The 20340-nt window shown below is 69.5% G+C and carries 14 protein-coding genes; 6 read left to right on the forward strand and 8 right to left on the reverse strand.

Going from position 1 to position 20340, the window contains the following annotated elements:
• Positions 1-251 precede the first annotated feature (251 nt).
• Positions 252-2153 carry a vWA domain-containing protein gene (locus BMZ45_RS08915; protein ID WP_091635258.1) on the forward strand — a complete coding sequence of 634 codons (1902 nt, stop codon included), beginning with the start codon at positions 252-254 and terminating at the stop codon, positions 2151-2153.
• Here the strand turns inward: BMZ45_RS08915 and BMZ45_RS08920 are convergent.
• Positions 2143-5049 (reverse strand): bifunctional diguanylate cyclase/phosphodiesterase, encoded by a 2907-nt coding sequence (locus tag BMZ45_RS08920; RefSeq protein WP_091635261.1) that lies wholly within the window; start codon positions 5047-5049, stop codon positions 2143-2145. The two genes, BMZ45_RS08915 and BMZ45_RS08920, sit on opposite strands and share 11 nt — an antisense overlap.
• Positions 5050-5251: 202 nt before the next feature.
• On the opposite strand from BMZ45_RS08920, the gene BMZ45_RS08925 reads away from it, so the two are divergent.
• From BMZ45_RS08925 to BMZ45_RS08945, 5 genes are read left to right on the forward strand one after another with little or no spacing between them, the layout of a single operon-like run.
• Entirely contained in the window at positions 5252-5806 is a 555-nt protein-coding gene (locus BMZ45_RS08925) for an RNA polymerase sigma factor (protein WP_056173542.1), read from the forward strand.
• Entirely contained in the window at positions 5803-6873 is a 1071-nt protein-coding gene (locus tag BMZ45_RS08930; RefSeq protein WP_091635264.1) for a hypothetical protein, read from the forward strand. Before BMZ45_RS08925 ends, BMZ45_RS08930 begins: the two co-directional genes overlap by 4 nt.
• 10 nt (positions 6874-6883) lie before the next feature.
• The gene (locus BMZ45_RS08935) at positions 6884-7486 is read left to right on the forward strand and encodes an IMPACT family protein (RefSeq protein ID WP_254776584.1); all 603 of its coding nucleotides are present in this window, start codon (positions 6884-6886) and stop codon (positions 7484-7486) included.
• Positions 7483-9264: an ABC transporter transmembrane domain-containing protein gene (locus tag BMZ45_RS08940; RefSeq protein ID WP_091635269.1), complete on the forward strand. Its 1782-nt coding sequence runs from the start codon at positions 7483-7485 to the stop codon at positions 9262-9264. Before BMZ45_RS08935 ends, BMZ45_RS08940 begins: the two co-directional genes overlap by 4 nt.
• Before the next feature lie 19 nt (positions 9265-9283).
• On the forward strand, positions 9284-9652 hold the full coding sequence (locus tag BMZ45_RS08945; protein WP_091635271.1) for an MmcQ/YjbR family DNA-binding protein: 369 nt from the start codon (positions 9284-9286) through the stop codon (positions 9650-9652).
• A gap of 59 nt (positions 9653-9711) precedes the next feature.
• Here BMZ45_RS08945 and BMZ45_RS08950 read toward each other — a convergent pair whose 3' ends face one another.
• The 7 genes from BMZ45_RS08950 to BMZ45_RS08980 all read right to left on the reverse strand — a co-directional run bounded on the left by BMZ45_RS08950 (position 9712) and on the right by BMZ45_RS08980 (position 20328).
• On the reverse strand, positions 9712-10893 hold the full coding sequence (locus BMZ45_RS08950) for a S1 family peptidase (RefSeq protein WP_175489013.1): 1182 nt from the start codon (positions 10891-10893) through the stop codon (positions 9712-9714).
• Between the two features lie 933 nt (positions 10894-11826).
• Positions 11827-13059 carry a S1 family peptidase gene (locus BMZ45_RS08955; RefSeq protein WP_175489014.1) on the reverse strand — a complete coding sequence of 411 codons (1233 nt, stop codon included), beginning with the start codon at positions 13057-13059 and terminating at the stop codon, positions 11827-11829.
• Between the two features lie 535 nt (positions 13060-13594).
• Positions 13595-14755 (reverse strand): S1 family peptidase, encoded by a 1161-nt coding sequence (locus BMZ45_RS08960; protein ID WP_175489015.1) that lies wholly within the window; start codon positions 14753-14755, stop codon positions 13595-13597.
• A 450-nt stretch (positions 14756-15205) separates the two neighbouring features.
• Complete coding sequence (locus tag BMZ45_RS08965) at positions 15206-16411, reverse strand: S1 family peptidase (protein ID WP_091635279.1); 1206 nt, start codon at positions 16409-16411, stop codon at positions 15206-15208.
• Between the two features lie 432 nt (positions 16412-16843).
• Complete coding sequence (locus tag BMZ45_RS08970) at positions 16844-17377, reverse strand: L,D-transpeptidase family protein (RefSeq protein ID WP_091635282.1); 534 nt, start codon at positions 17375-17377, stop codon at positions 16844-16846.
• Positions 17374-19011, reverse strand: a complete 1638-nt coding sequence (locus tag BMZ45_RS08975; protein WP_091635285.1) for an acyl-CoA dehydrogenase family protein — start codon at positions 19009-19011, stop codon at positions 17374-17376. The genes BMZ45_RS08970 and BMZ45_RS08975 overlap by 4 nt, the downstream gene beginning before the upstream one ends.
• A gap of 75 nt (positions 19012-19086) precedes the next feature.
• Positions 19087-20328, reverse strand: a complete 1242-nt coding sequence (locus BMZ45_RS08980; RefSeq protein ID WP_091635288.1) for an FAD-dependent oxidoreductase — start codon at positions 20326-20328, stop codon at positions 19087-19089.
• Positions 20329-20340: the final 12 nt, after the last annotated feature.

Genomic DNA, 20340 nt, shown 5'->3' on the forward strand with positions numbered 1-20340 from the left:
GGGCACCTGCTCCCACGAGCGGATGAAGGCCTAGGGCGACGCAGGGTGCGGTGACAACCGCGCCGTCGCGATGGTGCGGTTCGCTGCGCTCACCACACCCTACCTGTGGCCCCTCGCGCACGCGGCGCCCGGAGGGTGGGCAGGGCCGGGAGGGCTTGGGGTGAGCGTCCCCCACACGCGATCGAGACGCCTTTAACCCCGCTTCGCCAAGCCATGCGTTTCGACCCAGGACCTCCCTGGGAACCGCCCGCATGAACGCCAAGCCGCAGCCCTACCCCAGCTCCCTCCTGTTCGTCGCCGTGCTCAGCGCGCTCGCGCTCAGCGCCTGCCACACCAGCACGCGCGACAAGGCGCCGCTGGGTGCCGATCGCGACAAAGCGCAAGCCGCGGTGTCCGCCCCCGAAGCGTCTCCGGTCGACGAAGCGGCCGTGGACGCCGCGATAGCCGCGGCCGAATCGGCCGCCGACGCCGCCGACGCCGCCGCGTCGGCGCGCGCCGATATGCCGGAAGCGAAGCTGCGCCGTGCGCCCGGCGCGCCGCCGCCACCTCCGGCACCCGTGATGGCCTACCGGCAGGTGGCGCCCGCGCCCGCGCTGGAAGCCGTCAGGGTCAGCGGCAGCCGCATCAAGCGCGTCCAGATGGAAACCGCGTCGCCGGTGATGGCGTCGCCGTCCGCGGGCTTCTTGGGCAATGCGCAATTTCAACCCGCCAACACCGAAAAGTACGCCGCGCGCGAAGACAACCCGGTGCGCCGCGCCGCCGACGAGCCGCTGTCCACCTTTTCGATCGACGTCGATACCGGCAGCTACAGCAACGTGCGCCGCATGCTCAACCAGGGCGTGCGCCCGCCCGCCGACGCGGTGCGCGCGGAAGAGTTCATCAATTACTTCGACTACGGCCACCCCGCTCCGACGTCGCGCGAAACGCCGTTCCGGGTCACCACCGAACTCGCGCCGGCGCCGTGGAACGCGCAGCGCCAGTTGCTGATGATCGGCATCAAGGGCTACGACGTGCCCAAGGCCACCCTGCCGCCGGCCAACCTGGTGTTCCTGATCGACACGTCCGGCTCGATGGACCAGCCCGACAAGCTGCCGCTGCTTAAGAGCGCCTTCGGCCTGTTGACCAAGCAACTGCGCCCGCAGGACCGCATCTCGATCGTGGTCTACGCCGGCTCGGCCGGCCTGGTCCTGCCGCCCACGCCCGGCGATCGCCAGGGCGAGATCCTGGAAGCGCTGGACCGCCTGCAGGCCGGCGGCAGCACCAACGGCGGCGACGGCATCCGCCTGGCCTATGCGATGGCCAAGCAGGCCTACGTCAAGGACGGCGTGAACCGGGTGATCCTGGCCACCGACGGCGATTTCAACGTCGGCACCGTGAACCAGAACGCGCTGGAGACCCTGGTCGCCGATCAGCGCAAGAGCGGCATCGCCCTGACCACGCTGGGCTTCGGCCAGGGCAACTACAACGACGCCTTGTCGGAAAAACTCGCCGACGTCGGCGACGGCAACCACGCCTACATCGACACCCTGCAGGAGGCGCGCAAGGTGTTGGTCGAGGAAATGGGTTCGACCATGTTGACCATCGCCCGCGACGTCAAGATCCAGGTCGAGTTCAACCCGGCCCTGGTCTCCGAGTACCGCCTGATCGGCTACGAGAACCGCGTGCTCAAGCACGAGGACTTCAACAACGACAAGGTCGACGCCGGCGACATCGGCGCCGGCCACGAGGTCACCGCGCTGTACGAGCTCACGCCGGTCGGCTCCACCGCCGCGCGCCTGCCCGCCCTGCGTTACCGCGAAGCGCCGGCGGCGCAGGCCGGCAAGAGCGGCGAGATCGCCAACCTCAAGCTGCGCTACAAGCGCCCCGGCCAGGACGCCAGCCGCCTGATCGAAACCCCGATCCTGCGTTCGCAGCTGCATGCCCAGCCCGGCGAGTCGATGCGCTTCGCCGCCGCGGTGGCCGCATTCGCCGACGCCTTGCGCGGCGGCAGCCGCTCCGACGGCTGGGGCTGGGACAAGATCGAGGCGACCGCGCGCGCGACCAGGCTCGACGACCGCTGGGGCCAGCGCCGCGAACTGGTGCAACTGATCGAACGCGCGCGCCGTCAGCTCGCCGGCGACACCCCGCCCACCGCGGTCAGCGTCAGCGAGTGAGCGCCTGGCGCAACGGCGCCTGCGCACGCTCGGCCGGGTGCCCGAACAGATAGCCCTGGCCATAGGCGCAGCCCAGTTCGCGCAAAGCCGCGAGCTGGGCTTCGTTTTCCACGCCCTCGCCGATGGTGTGGATGCCCAGGGTGCCGGCCAACGCCTGGATCGCGCGCACCACCGCCACGCTTTCCGGGCGGGTTTCACCGACCAGGCCGGCCACGAAACTCTGATCGATCTTAAGGCACTCGATCGGGAAGCGGTGCAGGTAGGACAACGCCGAGAAGCCGGTGCCGAAATCGTCCAGTTGGGCGAGCACGCCGTGCCCGCGCAGGGTACGCAGCATGCGCAGCGCGCGCGGCACGTCGTCCAGCAGCGCGCCCTCGGTGATCTCGATGCGCAGGCGGTGCGGATCGGCGCCGGCCTCGTCGATCATGCGCAGCAGGCGGTCGGCGAAGTCCGCAGCGCGGAAATGCCGCGGCGAAACGTTGACCGACACATAGCCCTCGCCGCCTTCGGCCAGCTGCCGCATCACCTGCGCGTACAGCAACCAGTCGACTTCCTCGATCAGGCCGCTGTCCTCGCCCAGGCCGATGAAATCGCTGGGCAGCAGCAGCCCGCGGCGCTCGTGGCGCCAGCGCAACAGGGCCTCGTGACCGATCACGCTGTGGTCGCTCAGGCGCACGATCGGCTGGTAGTAGGCGATGAAGCCGTCGCCGTTGATGGCGCGGCGCAGATCGGCTTCCAGGTCGAGGATGCGCACGGCCTGTTCGCGCATGGCCTCGTCGAACACCGCGCAGCGGTCGCGGCCGGCGGATTTGGCGCGGTACATCGCCGCGTCGGCGTCGCGCAGCAGCTCGGCGCCGGTGCGATAGCGCGCGTGCCACATCGCGATGCCCAGACTGGCCGAGGGGAACACTTCGCGCCCGGCCACCCAGCACGGCTCGCCCAGCGCGCGCAGGATGCGGTGCGCGAGCTCCTCGGCCACGCGCAGACCGTCGATGTTGTCGACCAGGATCGCGTACTCGTCGCCGCCCAGGCGCGCGACCGTGTCGTCGGTGCGCACCGCGGCGACGATGCGGCGCCCGGCCTCGATCAGCAATTCGTCGCCGGCCGAGTGGCCGACGCTGTCGTTGACCAGCTTGAAGCGGTCCAGGTCCAGGAACAGCACCGCGAACTGGCGGCGCGGGTCGTGCTGGGCGCGCGCGATCGCGGTCTCCAGGCGCTCCAGCAGCTGGCCGCGGTTGGGCAGGCCGGTCAGGGCGTCGTGCAGGGCCTGGTGGGTGAGCTGCTGCTCGGCGCGCAGGCGCTCGCCGATCTGCGACAGCAGCTCGGTGTTGGCCTGGGCCAGCTCGCGCGTGCGCGAGGCCACGCGTTGCTCGAGTTCGGAATGCGCCGCGACCAGGCGGTCCTGGGTCTGCTTGCGCGCCAGGCCGTTGCTGATGTGGTGAGCGACGAAGGTCAGCAGTTCCTGGTCGCGCACGGTGAAGGCGATCGCCGGCGAGTAGCTCTGCACCGCGATCACGCCGACCACGTGGTCGCTGCGGAACAGCGGCACGCCCAGCCAGCAGTGCGCCTGCGAGCCCAGGCTGCGCACCAGACCGGCCGCTTCCAGGCTGGCGATGCGGTTGCGGTCGGCCAGCAGGGCCTGGCCGCGCTTGATCACGTACTCGGTCAGGCCCGCGCCCAGGCGCCGGCTTTCGCGGATCGGGTCGCGCTCGTCGATCGAGTACGGAAACTCCAGATGCTCGCCGTCGTCGGTGATCAGGGCGATGTAGAAGTTGCGCGCGTACAGCAGCTCGCTGACCACGTCGTGGACCTGGGCGTAGAAGCGCTCCAGGGTCTCGGAGGTGATCGACAGCTCGGCGATGCGGAACAGCGCGCGCTGCAGGCGCTCGGCGCGCTGGCGCTCGATGATCTCGGCCTGCAGATCGCGGTTGCTCAGCTGCAACGCCTGGGTGCGCTCGGCTACGCGGCGTTCGAGCTCCTCGCGCGCGCGGTAGCGATCCAGCGCGGTCAGGATGTGCTGGGCCACGAACGCCAACAACGCGCGCTCTTCGTCGCCGTACAGGCAGGGGCGGTCGTAGCTTTGCACCACGATCGCGCCGCAGACGCGGTCGTCGCGGCGCATCGGCACGCCCAGCCAGTCCTCGCTGTCGGGACCGTGGGTGAGGTCCTGGGTGACGTTGAGCTGTTCGCGCACCGAGGCCGAGGAACCCAGCAACGGCTCGCCGTGGCGCAGCAGCGCCAGGGTCAGGCTGTTGGGCATCTCGTCGGCGCGGATCTCGCGCTCGGGTTCGGCGATGTAGGTGTCGATGCGGTCGGCGAAGTACAGGAAGCGCAGGCTGTCGCGCACGTCGTCGTAGAGCACGATGTAGAAGTTCTCGGCGTACATCAGGCCGCCGACCACGCCGTGGATGCGGCGCAGCATGTCGATCATCTCCAGATCCGAGCCGGCCAGATCGGCGATCTCGTACAGCGCCTGCTGCAGGCGCTCGGATTTCTCCAGCGACTCGGCCCGCGCCTGCGCGCGCGCGGCCGCCAGTTGCGCCGCGACCAGACGCTGGGCCAGCGCCAGCCAGGGTTCGCGCAGGGCCTGCGCCAGCGGCGCGCCCAGTTGCGCGCATAGCGCCGCGCGGGTGCCGTCGTCCAGGGTCCAGGCCGCCTCGACGCGGTCCTGGCGTTCGGCCTCCGGCCCATGGCCGTTTAGCAGACGTTCGGCGATCTCCGCCGATTCCGGCGCCGCGCTCGCGGCCGAGCCGCCGACCACGCCGCGCGCGTCCAGCCAGCGCACCGCCACCCGCGAGCCCAGGGGCAGGCCGTCGCATAGCGCGCCCGCCAGCTCATCGCCGGTTCCAGGCGCCCCCGTGTCGACGCCTGCTGCTGGCCTTCCGGTTGTCTGCACCGCTACAGGCCTCTGGATCGTTCATGTTTCCACAACGCAGCACCCAGGATAGCCTGACCGGACGGCCACGAACCGCCAACCCCGTCGCGGCCCTTGGGCCGTTCGTCTGGACATGCACCTGGCGATCGCCCCCCACCCCAGGGCCGTCCGGAGGGAAAGCCATGGCTTCCCGTCGGCGGCGCCAACCCGTACCCTGCCGCGGATGAATTCGGCTGCGGACGCGAGCGACGACGTATTGATGCTGGCCTGGACGGGCGGCGATACGACGGCGTTCGAGACCCTGTACGCCCGTCACCGCGGCCCGCTGTACCGCTTTTTGCTGCGCCAGGTGCGCGATTCGGCGCTGGCCGACGAGTTCTTCCAGGACGTCTGGCAGCGCGTGATCGCCGCGCGCCACGGCTGGAAGCCCGACGCCGCATTCAGCACCTGGCTGTTCCGGATCGCTCACAATCGGCTCAACGATTACTGGCGCGGTCTCAAGCACCGCCCCGCCGCCCCCGAGGACGGCGACGAGCGCGCCGCGCGCGTGCCCGATCCGACCACGCCCGAGCGCGAACTGTCCGAATTCGAACAGCGCCGCCGTTTGCAGCGCGCGATCGAGGAATTGCCCGAAGAGCAGCGCGAGGTGGTGCTGCTGAGGCTGGAGCAGGAGCTGAGCCTCGAAGAGATCGGCGACATCACCGGCGCCGGACGCGAAACGGTTAAATCCAGGCTGCGCTACGCGATGGACAAGCTGCGGCTGAGGCTGAACGAATGAAGCGCAACACCCCCGATCCGTTGTCGCCCGAAGAACGCGCCCTGGCCGACCGCCTGGCGCGGCTGGGGCCGCACGACGGCCCCTCGCCCGCGCTGGACGCGAAGATCCTGGCCGCGGCGCATGCCGCTGCGGCAAGCTCGCGGCCGCCGCAGCGCACGCGCCGGCGCTGGGCGCTGAGCGCGATCCCGGGCGGCCTGATCACCGGCGTCGGCGTGGCCGCGACCATGGCCCTGGCGGTGGGCGTGGTCTGGCAGCTGCGCCCGATCAGCCCCTCGCGGGAGGCGCCGATCCACGAGCCCACCGACGGCGCCTTCACCAGCGCCGAGATGATCGCGCGCCCGCGCCAGACCATAGCGCCGCCTCCGCCGCCGGGAGCGCCGGTGCCGGCCGCCAGCATGAGAGTGCCCGCGCCGCGCGCGTCCGCCGATGCGGCCGCCGCATCCGTGGCGGCGGCACCGCCGCTGGCGGCCGCCGCCCCCGCGCCGGCGGCTGAAGCGGCCGCGCAAGCCGCCGATAGCGCCTTCTACGAAAGCGACGCGCCCTCGCCGGCCGCGCCCAGCGCGCGCCGCCAGCGCAGCGACAAGAGCGTCGCCGCCGCCGCGGCCGATACCGATGCGGCCGCCGGCGCCGCGGGCAATGCGACCGCATTCCGCAGCGCGCCGGCCTACGCGCCGCCGGCGCCTGCGCCGGCCGCCAAGCCGGGACAGGACTCGGACCCCTTCAGCCTCAGCCCCTCCAAGGCCCGCCGCGCCGCCGAAGCCGCCGAACAGCGCCGCGAAGCCGAGGCCAAGCAGGACACCACGCTGGACCGCATCGAGGTCACCGGCTCGCGCATCAAGCGCGCCGACATCGAGAGCGCGCAACCGGCGACGGTCCTGCAACGCGACGCGATCGCGCTGCCGCCGGTGCGCGAGGACGCGCGCCTGGAACGCGCCGAGTGGCTGGAACGCATCCGCGCCCGCCGCGACGCCGGCGACGTCGACGATGCCCGCGCCAGCCTCAAGCTGTTCCGCAAGACCCACCCGCGCGTGCGCGTCCCCGACGACCTGCGCCCGCTGCAACGATGAGGTCGGCGCCTTGAGCGCGGCCACGCTCGCGGCCGAGGTCTCGCACGAGATCGAGGTCAAGCACAGCCGCTTCCTGGCTTTGGCCGCGCCGGTGGACACGCCGGAGGCCGCGCTGGCCTTCCTGGCCCGCGTCGCCGATCCCGCCGCCACCCACAACTGCTGGGCGTACCGGATCGGCGCGCAGTACCGCTTCAACGACGACGGCGAACCGGCCGGCACCGCCGGCCGGCCGATCCTGGCCGCGATCGAGGGCCAGGGCTACGACCGCGTGGTGGCCGTGGTCACGCGCTGGTACGGCGGCATCAAGCTCGGCGCCGGCGGCCTGGTGCGCGCCTACGGCGGCTGCGCGGCCGAGTGCCTGCGCCGGGCCGAGCGGCGCGAACTGATCGTGCTGCGCAACGCGACGCTGAGCTACGCCTTCGAGGACACCGGCGCCGTGCACGCGGCCCTGGCCGCCCACGGCGCCGACAAGCTGGACGAGGATTTCGACGCCGCAGGCGCCCGAATGCGCGTCCGCCTGCCGGAAAACCGCCTCGACGCCTTGAAAGCGCAGCTGCGCGACGCCACTCGTGATCGGGTACGCCTGCGCGCCGAAGACGCCGATACCCCATGACCGACACTGCCGACACCCCGCCGGCTCCGACCGCTGCCGCCAAGGCGCCCATCGGCAGCCTGCGCACCCTGTGGCCGTTCGTGCGCCGGCATCTGGGGCTGTTCATCGCCTGGCTGGTCGCCCTGGCCGCCTCCAGCACCGCCACGCTGAGCCTGCCGCCGGCGTTCAAGACCATGATCGACCAGGCCTTCACCCAGGGCGGCGGCGCGATCGACCAGGCCTTCGTGCTGCTGTTCGGCGTCGCGGTCGCGCTGGCCCTGGCCACCGCCGCGCGCTTCTTCTTCGTCTCGCTGCTGGGCGAACGCGTGGTCGCCGATCTGCGCCAGCAGTTGTATACGCACCTGATCGGCCTGGACGCCGGCTTCCACGACCGCAGCCGCAGCGGCGAGCTGGTTTCGCGCCTGACCGCCGACGCCGAGCTGCTGCGCAGCGTGGTCGGCTCCAGCATGTCGGTCGCGCTGCGCAGCTCGATCACGGTGATCGGCAGCATCACCATGCTGTTCATCACCGAACCGCGCCTGGCCGCCTACGCGATGCTGGGCATTCCGCTGGCGGTGCTGCCCATCGTGATCGGCAGCCGACGCCTGCAGAAGATCTCGCGCGCCAGCCAGGACCGCGTCGCCGACGCCAACACCCTGGCCAGCGAAACCCTGGGCGCGGTGCGCACCGTACAGGCGCACGCGCGCGAACCCTACGAACGCGGCCGTTTCGACGCCGCGCTCAAGATCGCGGTCGCCACCGCGCGCAAGCGCATCGGCATCCAGTCGCTGGTCACCGCGGTCGCGATCACCCTGATCTTCGGCGCCATCACCCTGGTGCTGTGGTCGGGCGCGCACGAAGTCGCGCGCGGCCACATGACCGCCGGCACCCTGGGTCAGTTCATCCTCTACGCCCTGATCGCGGGCGGCTCGGTCGGCGCCCTGGCCGAAGTCTGGAACGACCTGCAGCGCGCGGCCGGCGGCATGGGCCGGATCAGCGAGCTGCTCAACGAGGACAGCGCGATCGAGGCGCCCGCGCAACCGGAGACGCTGCCGCAGCCCGTGCGCGGCGAGATCGCGTTCGACGACGTCACCTTCCACTACCCGATGCGCCCGGACCTGCCGGCGCTGGACGATTTCACCTTGCGCGTGCGCCCGGGCGAAACCGTGGCCCTGGTCGGCCCCTCGGGCGCCGGCAAGAGCACGGTGTTCTCGCTGCTGCTGCGCTTCCACGATCCGCAGTCCGGCGCGGTCCGCGTCGACGGCATCGATGCGCGCCGGCTGGATCCGTCGGCGCTGCGCGAGACCATCGCCCTGGTGCCGCAGCAGCCGACCATCTTCGCCGCCACGGCGCGCGACAACATCCGCTACGGCCGCCTGGAGGCCGACGACGCCGCGGTCGAAGCCGCGGTGCGCGCCGCCCACGCCGCCGACTTCATCGACGCCCTGCCCGAGCGCCTGGACACCGAGCTGGGCGAGCGCGGCGCGCGCCTGTCCGGCGGCCAACAGCAGCGCATCGCGATCGCGCGCGCCCTGCTCAAGGACGCCCCGATCCTGCTGCTGGACGAGGCCACCAGCGCCCTGGACGCGCAGAGCGAACGCGCGGTGCAGCAGGCCCTGGAAACCCTGATGGAAGGCCGCACCACCCTGGTGATCGCGCATCGCCTGGCCACCGTGCTCAAGGCCGACCGCATCGTGGTCATGGACCGCGGTCGCATCGTCGCCGAGGGCAGCCACGAGGAACTGCTGGCCCAGGACGGCCTCTACGCGGAACTGGCCAAGCTGCAGTTTCTGGACTGAACCCAGGACGCGCGCCGGCATGGACACGACCCAGCTGAAGAAGTTCTGCGCGACGCTCCCCGGCGCCGTGTCCACCCTGCACGGCCATCCGTCCAACATCCTCACCTACGCGGTCGGCGACAAGACCTTCGCCTATTTCAAAACCAGCGACCCCGAGCGCTGGCGCTTCAGCATCAAGGTCACGCCCGATCGCTTCCTGGAGCTGACCGGCGTGCCCGGGATCAAGCCCGCGCGCTGGATGGGCCGCTTCCGCTGGATCACCGTCGTCGACGTGCGCAGCGTGCCGGCCGACTATCTGCGCGAGCTGGTGGAGTGGTCGTACCAGGAAGCGCTGGGCAAGCTCAGTCGCAAGCGCCGTGCGCTGGTGCTGAACGGCATCGACCCGTGACCGCGACCTGAGCCGCGAGGAGAACGCCCCGCCGGAGCGAGGCGTTCCCTGGCCGGCGCTTACTGCGTCATCAGCGTCAGCCCGTACTGGCTAAGGATGGGGTTGAGCCTGTCGAAGTACATCCTGACCTGCGAGGTAGGCAGCGAACAGTTGGTCCCGTCCGCGCCCACGTTACCGCCCGAGGTCACACCCTGCGCCTGACCGGCCGGGGTGATCCAAGCACCGCCGGAATCGCCTTTACCGGCGCAGGCACTGGACTGGGTCAGGCCCCTTACCGTGCCTTCCTGGTAGTTCACGGTGACATTCTTGCCGGTAACGGAGCCGCAGCGGTATCCGGTGCGATAGCCCGAGCGGCAGACCGCCGCACCGATCGCCGCCTCGACGCTGCCCCGCACGGGCACTACGCCGCCGCTGTGGTTGGTGATTTCGGGCAACACGGTATGGGCGGTGCTGACCTGGACATACGCGCGATCGGTGCCGGGGAAGTTCGAGTGCGTGAACGATCCCAACGTCGAATTGCCCACATACACGCGGGTACCGACCGAACCGCAGTGCCCGGCGGTCGCATAGCCCGCAATGCCGCCGCGCCTGGCCGGAATGCCGACCGAGCAGCCGAGGGTGGCGCCGGGGCTGAACCCATACAGGGTGCCGCCGCGGATGGTGGCGAGCAGGCTGGGCTTGTCCACCGATTCGACGAAGCGCACGGTCGCGACATCGGCGCCGCTGGCCGCGACCAGGTCGATCGCTTCCTCGCTGGCGCCGGGGGAGATCGTCACCACCACGCTGTTGCTCGTGGGATCCACATGCCACGAGTGCACGCCGGAGTAGAGCTTACTGATGCCCAATACGCGGCGCTGGGCGCTGCTGTCGAGTTGGCTCATCGACGACTGCAGCCGGCTCAGGCTGTAGCGCACGCGACGCAATTCCACGCCCGGTATCGCCAGCGCCTTGGCACCGGCGGTGGCGGCGACAAAAACGAAACTGCCGTCGGCTTTACGCTCGATCCAACTACCGGCATAGCCGGAGCCGAGCTGGCGCTGGGCCACCGACGCCTGCGATTGCGACACCCTCTCGGTTTTCAGGTATTGCGTCATCTGCTGGGCATTGACGCCCATGTCACGCTGCATCGCCGCCTTCAGCACCGGCGACACTTCGTCCGCGGCCATGGCGCTGCCGCAAGAAATGGCCGCTATGGCTACGACCAGCGGCAGCAGCGAACGGTTGGGTTTGGAATGCTTCATGGAGAACTCCTGATGTTGAGCGTTTCGGCTCGGGGGAATTGACATCGTCGGAACCACCACGATGGGTAAACACGAACGTGGCGGGCATTGCCTGGTGACGCGGCGGAACTTTCTCACGAGAGAAAGGAACGCTTCGCGCGAACGAACTGCGTGAACAAAGTCGAGCCGTCATGACCGGAGACAGGATCGCGACGTCAAAAACAGCTCGCGTGCTGCGCTTGCACGACCTCGCACTGGTCGTTCTGCCGATTCGGCATATCGCCTTCGCACTCGTGCATTGACTGTGCCCGGCGGCGGCGATCAGCGAACGGAAGAGGCTTGCATGGCGATTTCCTCCTGACAAAGGGCCGTTACTCGAATGTGCGAAAACCGGTGGGATTGCTGAATCTCATCGTCAGCACCGCCATGACCGTCGGGGTGGAACCGACTGCGTCGAAATCGACATCGCGATTGCGGACGCTTTTAGAAGATCAACTGCACGACAGTCCGTACAAGCCGATCGCAAGAGCGCGAACCACTGAAAACAGGACTGCAATCACAGGAACGACATCGAGATCTGCGTGCGCGCGCGAAAATATTCGCGCCCGTTTCGATGCCCGAAAAAATGCGGCACACAAGGCGCATGACTTTCGCACGGACTATTTGTCAATCCGCTACGACTCAAAGGCACACGCCTTGCACGCGGCGCAGCTGCCGCCGCGACCGTCATCGATAGCGACGGCAACTGGAATGTGGACAGCGACCTACATGCAGGCATCCAAGGTCGCGAGCAACGCTACTGTCGGCGCGCAAGAACGCCTGCGCGGGCCGCGATGGCCGCCGAGACGAACAGATTGGTATCGCCATGCACCGGCGTCATCGCATGCATGCAGCGGACCTAAAACCCGGAGCTCCCGTTGCGACGAGAGCTCCGGGCCATGCTTGCGATGGCGATTAGCCGGTCACCAAGGTCAGGCTGTAGGTGCTGAGGATCGGGTTGATCGGCGTGAAATGGGTCTGGACCTTGCTCTGCGGATGCATGCAGTTGTGGGCGAAGGGCTCCGGCCCCAACAGATTCGCGGTCGAGGTCACGCCCTGGGCCTGTCCGGCCGGGGTGAAGAACGAGCCGCCCGAATCGCCCTTGCCGCCGCAGGCATTGGTGCGGGTCATGCCGCTCCAGGTGACCACGCCCGCGCTGGTATTGGCTTGCGTGGTGACGTTGATAGCCGTAATCGTGCCGCAGCGGGTGCCGGTGGTCCTGCCGGACCGGCAGACCACCGCACCGACCGGCGCCGGAACCGACCCCTTCACCGTGATGAAGTTGTTGTGGTTGTAGTCCACCACCCACGGCGCGATCGTATGCTCCGGATACACCGTGACCCAGGCCTTGTCGCTTCTCGGGAAATCGGACAACACGAAATGCCCGGTCAGATTGCCGGCAATCCAGACCTGCTGGCCCGCTTTGCCGCAATGTCCGGCCGTGGCGTAGCCCTTGTGCTCGTTCTGCATGACCATGAAGCCGACCGAACAGTACGAGGTGTACTGACCGACGGGATAGGTGTATTCGAAGCCGCCGGCGACCGTGATCGCCGCCATCGCCTGCTGTTCGCCCTGGCTGGTCTCGAAGCGCACCGCGCCGGCGTCCGCCGAGCTCGCGGCCACGAAGTCGACCGCGGCATCGGTCGCGCCGGGCGCCAACTCGACCACCACGGTGTTGGTCGTCTGATCGACGTACCAGGCATGCACACCGTCCAGGGATTTGCTGATGCCGGGAATGCGCGACTTCGCGCTGCGATCCAACGACGCCATCGTGTCGTTCAGGTGCGACAGGCTGTGGCGCACCCGACGCAACTCGATGCCCTTGCGGCCGGCCAGGGCCTTGCCGCTGCCGGAAGTCGCAACCACCTGACGGAACGAACCATCGGCACCGCGCTCCAGCCAACTGCCGGCATAACTGGCGCCCAGGGCGCGCTTGGCCGCGGCTTCTTCGGTAGCGGCGGCGCGTTCGAACTTCAAGTACTGACCCAGCTGCTGGGAACTCAGCCCCAGATCGCGCCGCATCGCATTCTTCACTTCGCTGGACAATTCGTCGGCGGCGACCGCGCCGCCGCTGGCCAGCAGGGTCAGGCCGGCGCATGCGATCGCGCGCAGGGGCAGGTTTCGGGTTTTGGCGGAGATAACGGGCATACGGAGTACTCCAGGCGGGAGGAAGAGAGCACCGCTGCGCATCCACGAAGATGCGAGTGCCGGCCATCGCAAGCGCTTCCGCACCGCGACGAAAACAGAGAAGCAATCGCATGCGGGTCCCGCAAGACGGCAAGAAGGTGCCTGCGCGCGCGACCTCGACCGCGCCTCGGGCGCGATGGCGCAGTGCGCGCTCGCGGCGCGGACATGCCGCGATGGAATCCGTCGCGAGCAACGAAACGCGCGCTATAGCGCGCTTAACTCTCGGACACGAGCCTGCGCCTGCGCAGCGCTGAACGCATCACGCACACGCCGCGGCTACGCAAACGGTGAGATATCGGGCCGGCGAACGGTAGGAGATCCGCACACTTCATTGGCACTTGTGTGCTCAGTGCGATCCCACGCCTACGACCAAAGCATAAGATGCGCGCCGCCATCGAAATCGCGTTATGCGACTGCGATCACTCGGCGCAAGCCGCCGAACGACCGCGGACGCTCCCTGGGCGGGAGCGTCCGGGCCGGTTGCACCGACTAACGCTTACTGCGTGAGCAGGGTCAAACCGTACTGGCTGAGGATCGGCGTCAGGCGCTCGAAGAACGTCACCCGCTGCGCCTGCGGCACACCGCAGTTGTTGTTGCTGCCCTGCGGAATCTGCCCACCCGAACTCACGCCCTGGGCCTGCCCGGCCGTGGTGATCCAGGAACCGCCGGAGTCGCCGCCGCCGATGCAGGCGTTGGAGCGCGTCAGGCCGCGCACCGTGCCTTCGGCGTAGTTCACGGTGACGTTCTTGGCGGTGATCGTGCCGCAGCGGTAGCCGGTGGTGCGTCCGGAGCGACAAACGGCCGCGCCGATCGCCGCCTCGGCGCTGCCGCGCACGATCACATTGCCGCCGGCATAGTTGCTGACCAGCGGCTGCAGGGTGTGCGTGGAGCCGACCTGGACCCAGGCGCGATCCGTGCCCGGGAAATTGGATTGCGCGAACGAGCCCACCACCGCACCGCCCACGCGCACGGTGGCGCCCGCCGAACCGCAGTGGCCGGCGGTGACGAAGCCCTTGGTCGCGCCGCGCATGACCGAGAAGCCGACCGAGCACAGGTACTGATTGTTGATGGTGTACTCGATGCCGCCGCGGATGGTCGCGGCCAGACGCGGCTCGCCGACCGACTCGACGAAGCGCACCACCTCGGCATCGGCGCCGCTGGCGGCGACCAGGTCCACCGCCTCATCGGTCGCGCCCGGCGCCACCGCGACCACCACCGCATTGCTTTGCGGATCCACGTGCCAGGAATGCACTCCGCCGTAGAGCTTGCTGATGCCCAACACGCGTTTCTTCGCGCTGCCGTCCAGCTGATCCATCGCCGATTGCAGCCGGCTCAGCGAATAACGCACGCGGCGCACTTCCGCACCGGGCATCGCCGCGGCGTCCGCGCCGGCGGTCGCGACGACGAAAGCGAACGAGCCGTCGTCCTTGCGTTCGATCCAACTGCCGGCATAGCCCGCGCCATAGCGGCGCTGCGCGGTCGCGGCCTGCTGTTCGGCGATGCGTTCGGCCTTCAAATATTGCGACCACTGCGCGGGCATCACGCCCAGATCGCGCCGCAGAGCGGAATTCGAGATGGGATCTGCGGCGCTGGCGCTGAATGCAACGCTGGCGAGGGCGAGCGACAGCAGGCAGCGACGTACGTTGGTACCTTGCATGGCGAGTATCTCCTTGAGTGAGCGTTTGCGCTCGGACTGGACGGCCCGGATTGGGCCGCGGCGCCGCATGTCGGCGGCGGCCTGAGCTCGGGCGCGTTCCGTGCCACGACAGGAGGACAGGCCTGTCCAAGGAAGCAAAGCCGCACGTCCGCGGCAATCGGCATGCGCAGACCCGGATCACAGCGGAAGCTTGAATCGAATCACAAGACCGCAACGCACACGCGCGACGTTCATCGCGGTGAAGGGCGCGTCACGACGGATATGCGCGCATACGGACGTACACCGCCTGGCCCCGCCGATTCGTCCGGCAACGACGCTGCGGAGGAAATACCGCACCGCATCGGGTGGCCCATCCGGGCGTAGCCGGATGAGCTTGAGCACTCGAGGGACACCGCGGCCGCGAACGCCCCTTGGCTGGGAGCGTTCGCGACCGCTTGCCTTATCGGAGGCTTACTGCGTCACCAGGGTTAAACCGTACTGGCTCAGGATCGGATTCAAACGCTCGAACCAACTGACCCGCTGCGAGGCCGGAATATTGCAATTGCTGTCGGTGCCGTCGTCCGCGAGCTCTCCGCCCGAACTCACGCCCTGGCCTTGACCGACGGTGGTGATCCAGGCGCCGCCGGAATCGCCGCGTCCCACGCAGGCATTGCCCTGGCTCAGGCCGCGCACGGTCAGGATCGAGCCGTCGTCCATCTCATAGTTCACGGTGACGTTCTTGGCCGTGATCGTGCCGCAACGGTACTGAGTGGTACGGCCGGAGCGGCACACCGACGCGCCGATCGCGGCCTCGGTACTGCCGCGCACCGCCACGTAGCCGCCGGCATAGTTGGTGACCTGACCCACCAAGGTGTGGCTGTTGCCGACCGTCACCCAGGCGCGGTCCGTGCCCGGAAAATTCGATTGCGTGAACGAACCCACCGTGGCGTTGCCGATCCGCACCGTCTGGCCCTGTCCACCGCAATGGCCCGCGGTCACGAAGCCCTTGACGCTGCCGCGCGTTACCGGAAAGCCCACCGAGCACAGGAAGACGCCGCTCGAAGTCGGCATCTGGTACTCGATGCCGCCGCGGATGGTCGCGGCCAGACGCGGCACGGTCGCGGATTGCACGACCCGCACCGTCGAGGCGTCGGCACCGCTGGCCGCGACGAAATCGATCGCCTGGTAGAGTGCGTCCGGCGCGGCGCTCACCACCACCGAATTGGTGCTGGGATCGATATACCAGGAATGCACGCCGGTCATCGGCTTGCTGATGCCTGGGATGCGACGCTGCGCGCTGGCGTCCAGCGAGGACATCGCCGAACGCAGGGCGCGCAGGCTGTGACGCACGCGCCGCACTTCGACGCCTGGCGCGGCGAGCACCTTGCCCGCGCCGGAGGTCGCGGCGACCGCGGCGAAGCTGCCGTCGGCGCGACGCTCGATCCAGCTGCCCGCGAAGCCGGAGCCGAGTTGCCGCTCCATCGCCTGGGCCTGGCCCTCGGCCAGGCGCTCGGCCTTCTGGTGCTGCGCCAGCTGATGCGGCGCCACGCCCAGATCGCGCTGCATGGCCAGTTTCAGGCCCGGATCGAGTTCCTCGGCGGCCAGGGCATGGCCCGATAGCGTGGCAGAAGCGACGACCAACGACAGCAATGAACCACGTAGCTTGGATCCCTTCATGACGACTTCCTCATTTGACGAGCGTTTGCTCGTTGCGTGGGCGATCCGTTCGGATCGTTGGATCGAAGCGACGCGGCGCGTCGCATCGGCCGTCTGCCGTCGAATGCTCGTTAGATGCGATTCGTTGGCAGGTGCGTCCACCACAACAGAGCCGCGAACGACGCAACAAGCCGCGCGCACCGACTCGGTCCGCGCAAAAGTTGGAAGCGGATCACAGGATCGGACATGCGCAGGCGATGGCGTCCATCGCCGGATGCGATCGATGGCGATACCGGAAAACTCGGCCGAAAATCGCGCGCATCATGCGGGCGCGATGGCGAACGCAACCGATACTTGCGCGGCTGCACGCGCATGGCACCTGGTGCGTGATACGACCGCATTTCGATAGCGCCGATTGCTGCGTTGGCGGGCACTATCCGCGCGAAATCGCGCTCATGGCTCGATGCGGATCGGCGTGCCCGTCGGTACTCGACGCCAGATTTCCTCGATCTCGGCATCGCTGACCGCGGCACAGCCGTCGGTCCAATCCTCGCGCCACCAGCGTGCGCTGCCGCCGTGGATCATGATGTCGCCGCCGGGATCGGCGCCGTGCTCGCGCGCGCGGTCGCGATCGCGTTCGTTCGGATACGACACCCGCAGCGACAGATGAAAGGCGCTGTTCGGGTTTCGATCGCTGATGCGGTACTCGCCTTCCGGTGTACGCTCGTCGCCGCGCCGCTGCTTGTGGCCCTGTGGCGCGTCGCCCAGGTCGATGCGGTAGCGGCCGATCACCCGTCCCTCGCGCAGCAACTCCATGCGACGCTCCGACTTGTCGATCACGATGCGATCGGCGCGTTGCGCAGGCGGCAGCAGGGCCGGTGCGTTCGCGCCGGTGCGCGGGGCTTGAACGGTGCGCCGATCGTCTTGCGCGCAGGCCGTCGCCGCGACCAGCGCGATCAACGACGCCGCGCGCAACGCCGGGTTCATTCCGGCAGCGCCCGCTGCAGGATCGCCGCCAAATGGATATCCCCCGGCAGCGTGCCGAAGGCCAAGCCATGCGCGCCACCCAAACGGCTGCGACAGAAGGCCTCGGCGCAGGGGCTGTGCGCGTCCAGCAGCACGCCCGCCTGCAGCGCCAGCGCCAGGCGCTCGACCCAATGCCGCGCCTGGCCTTCCTCGATGCGCACGCGGCCGTCCAGCACCGGCTCGAGTTCGGCGATGCGCGCATCCAGCGCCGCGTCGGCGCCGACATGGCGGCGCAGTTCCTCCAGCACCGCGCGCCCGGCCTCGGGCTCGCGCGCCAGCGCGCGCAGCACGTCCAGGCATTGGATGTTGCCGCTGCCCTCCCAGATCGAGTTCAGCGGCGCCTGCCGGTACAGCCGCGGCAACAGCGATTCCTCGACGTAACCCGCGCCGCCCAGGCACTCCTGGGCCTCGTTGACGAAGGCCGGCGCGCGCTTGCAGATCCAGTACTTGCCGACCGCGGTGGCGATACGCGCGTAGGCGGCCTCGCCCGCGTCGTGCGGCGCGCGATCGACCGCACGCGCGACCCGCAGCGAGAACTGCAAGGCCGCCTCGGCCTCGATGGCCAGGTCGGCCAGTACGTTGCGCATCAGCGCATGTTCGACCAGGGCCTTAGCGAAGGCCTGCCGGTGGCGCGCGTGGTGCAGCGCCTGCGCCAGCGCCATGCGCATCTCGGCGGCCGAGCCCAGCATGCAATCCAGACGGGTCAGCATCACCATCTCGATGATGGTGGCCACGCCGCGGCCCTCGTCGCCGATGCGCTGGGCCCAGGCGCCTTCGAACTCGACCTCGGACGAGGCGTTGGACCAGTCGCCCAGCTTGTCCTTGAGCCGCATCAGATGCAGCGCATTGCGGCTGCCGTCGGGACGCCAGCGCGGCAGCAGGAAGCAACTCAGACCGCCCGGCGCTTGCGCCAACACCAGGAACGCATCCGACATCGGCGCCGAGAAGAACCACTTGTGCCCGACCAGCCGGTACTCGTCGCCGGACAGCGGCGTGGCCACGGTCTGATTCGCGCGCACATCCGAGCCGCCCTGCTTCTCGGTCATGCCCATGCCCAGGGTCACACCGGCCTTGTCGCGCATCGGCAGGTCGCGGCCGTCGTAGTGCGGCGCGGCGGCCTTGCGCGCCCACTCCGCCAGCGCGGGCGCATGGCGCAGCACCGGCATCGCGGCGTGGGTCATGGTTAGCGGGCAACTGGTACCGGGCTCGACCTGATGGTGCAGATAGCTGAGCGCGGCGCGCGCCACATGCGCGCCGGCGCCGCCGTGATGCCAGGAGTAGCCGGCCACGCCGTGCTCGATCGCGGCCTGCATCAGGGCGTGATAATTGGGATGGAATTCGACCAGGTCGATGCGATGGCCGTAGCGGTCGTGGCTGCGCAGGCGCGGGCGATCGCGGTGGGCGTCGAAGCTCAAGGCGTACAGGGCGTCACCGGCCAGGGCCGCATACGCGGCGATCCGCTCGGCATGTTCGCCGCCGCCCTCGCGCGCGAGCGCGTCGCGCAAGGCGGCGTCGTCGCGCCACAGATCGCGCGGTGCGAACGGCGGCGGTTGATTCTCGACCCGATGGGTCGCGAACGGCGGCAGCTCGGACATCGTCGACTCCCTGCGAACGGTGCGAGCTTCGATTCTAGAGCGTCCGGCGCGCGGATCGCGACCGCCGCGCGCCGCTCAGTCCCGCTCGCCCGTGCGCTGCTCCAGCGCCTCCAGAAAGGTCGGCGCCAGCCGCAGCGCGCCGAACCAGCCGCTGCGCAGCCCGGTGAGCACGCGCAGCATCTGCCCGCGTCCGCCCGGTACCCGCGACATCGGATGGAACACCCGGTCGCGCAGCGCGGCGATGCGGTCGTAATCGGACTGGAACAGCGGCGTGAGCCAGCGGCTCCAGAAATGGTAGACGCCCACATGCTTGCGGCGCTGGCCCTGGTAGTGCGCCAGGGCGTGCGGCATGTCGGGCTGCGAGCGCAAGGCGTCGCGCAGCGCCAGCGCATCCAGCAGCGCCATGTTCACGCCCTGCCCCAGTTGCGGGCTCATGGCGTGGGCGGCATCGCCCAACAGCACCGCGCGATCGCGATGCCAGCGCCGCGCGACCGCATCGCGGTAGCGCGCCTGCGCCAAGCCCTGCGGCACGGCGGTGTCTCGCAGGCGCTCGCCGGCCTCCGGCCACACCGCCGCGACCGCGCTGCGCCAGGCGCTCTCGTCCCGGACCGCGTCGCTGTCCAAGGCCGCGACCGGCAAGCTCCAGAAGAAACTCAGACGCTCGCTGGCGTCGCCGGGCCGGCTGCCGACCGGCAGCATGCCGATCATGCGGCGCGCGCCGACATAGCGCTGGCGCAACTCGTCCTGCCAGGCCCAATCGCCACGCTCGACCAGGCACCATTGCGCGCCCCAGGGATAGGGCCGGTCCAGCGCCGGCGGCGCCACACCCGCGCGCAGCAGCGAGGCCGCGCCGTTGGCTACCACGACCAGATCGTAGGGGCCGTGCTCGTCACCGCCGGCGTCGCGCAACAGGCCGCGCGCATGATCGATCGCGACGATGTCGCGGCCGCAATGCACGCGCCGGCCCTCGTCCCAGGCCTCGTCGAGCAAGGCGAACAGCGCGCCGCGCTGCAGGCCCAGGCCGAAATAGCGCGGGTGCAGTTCGCGATAGCGCATGTCCATCACCGCGCGCCCGGCCACGGTTTCGCCGTAAAGGCGGCGCACGCGCGCGCCGTAGCGCAGCGCGGCGTCCAGCAGGCCCAGTTCCCACAGCACGGCCAGGCCGGTGGGCTGGAGCAGGAAGCCCGCACCGACCGGACCGAGCACCGGCGCGCGCTCGAACACCTCGACGTCGTGGCCGTCGCGACTGAGCAGCAGGGCGGCGGCTTGGCCGCCGCTGCCGTAGCCGACGATGCCGATGCGCAACGGGGTACTCATGCGCGACTCCTA

The organism is Lysobacter sp. cf310 (assembly GCF_900114355.1).
In the GTDB taxonomy this organism is placed as follows: Bacteria; Pseudomonadota; Gammaproteobacteria; order Xanthomonadales; family Xanthomonadaceae; genus Lysobacter.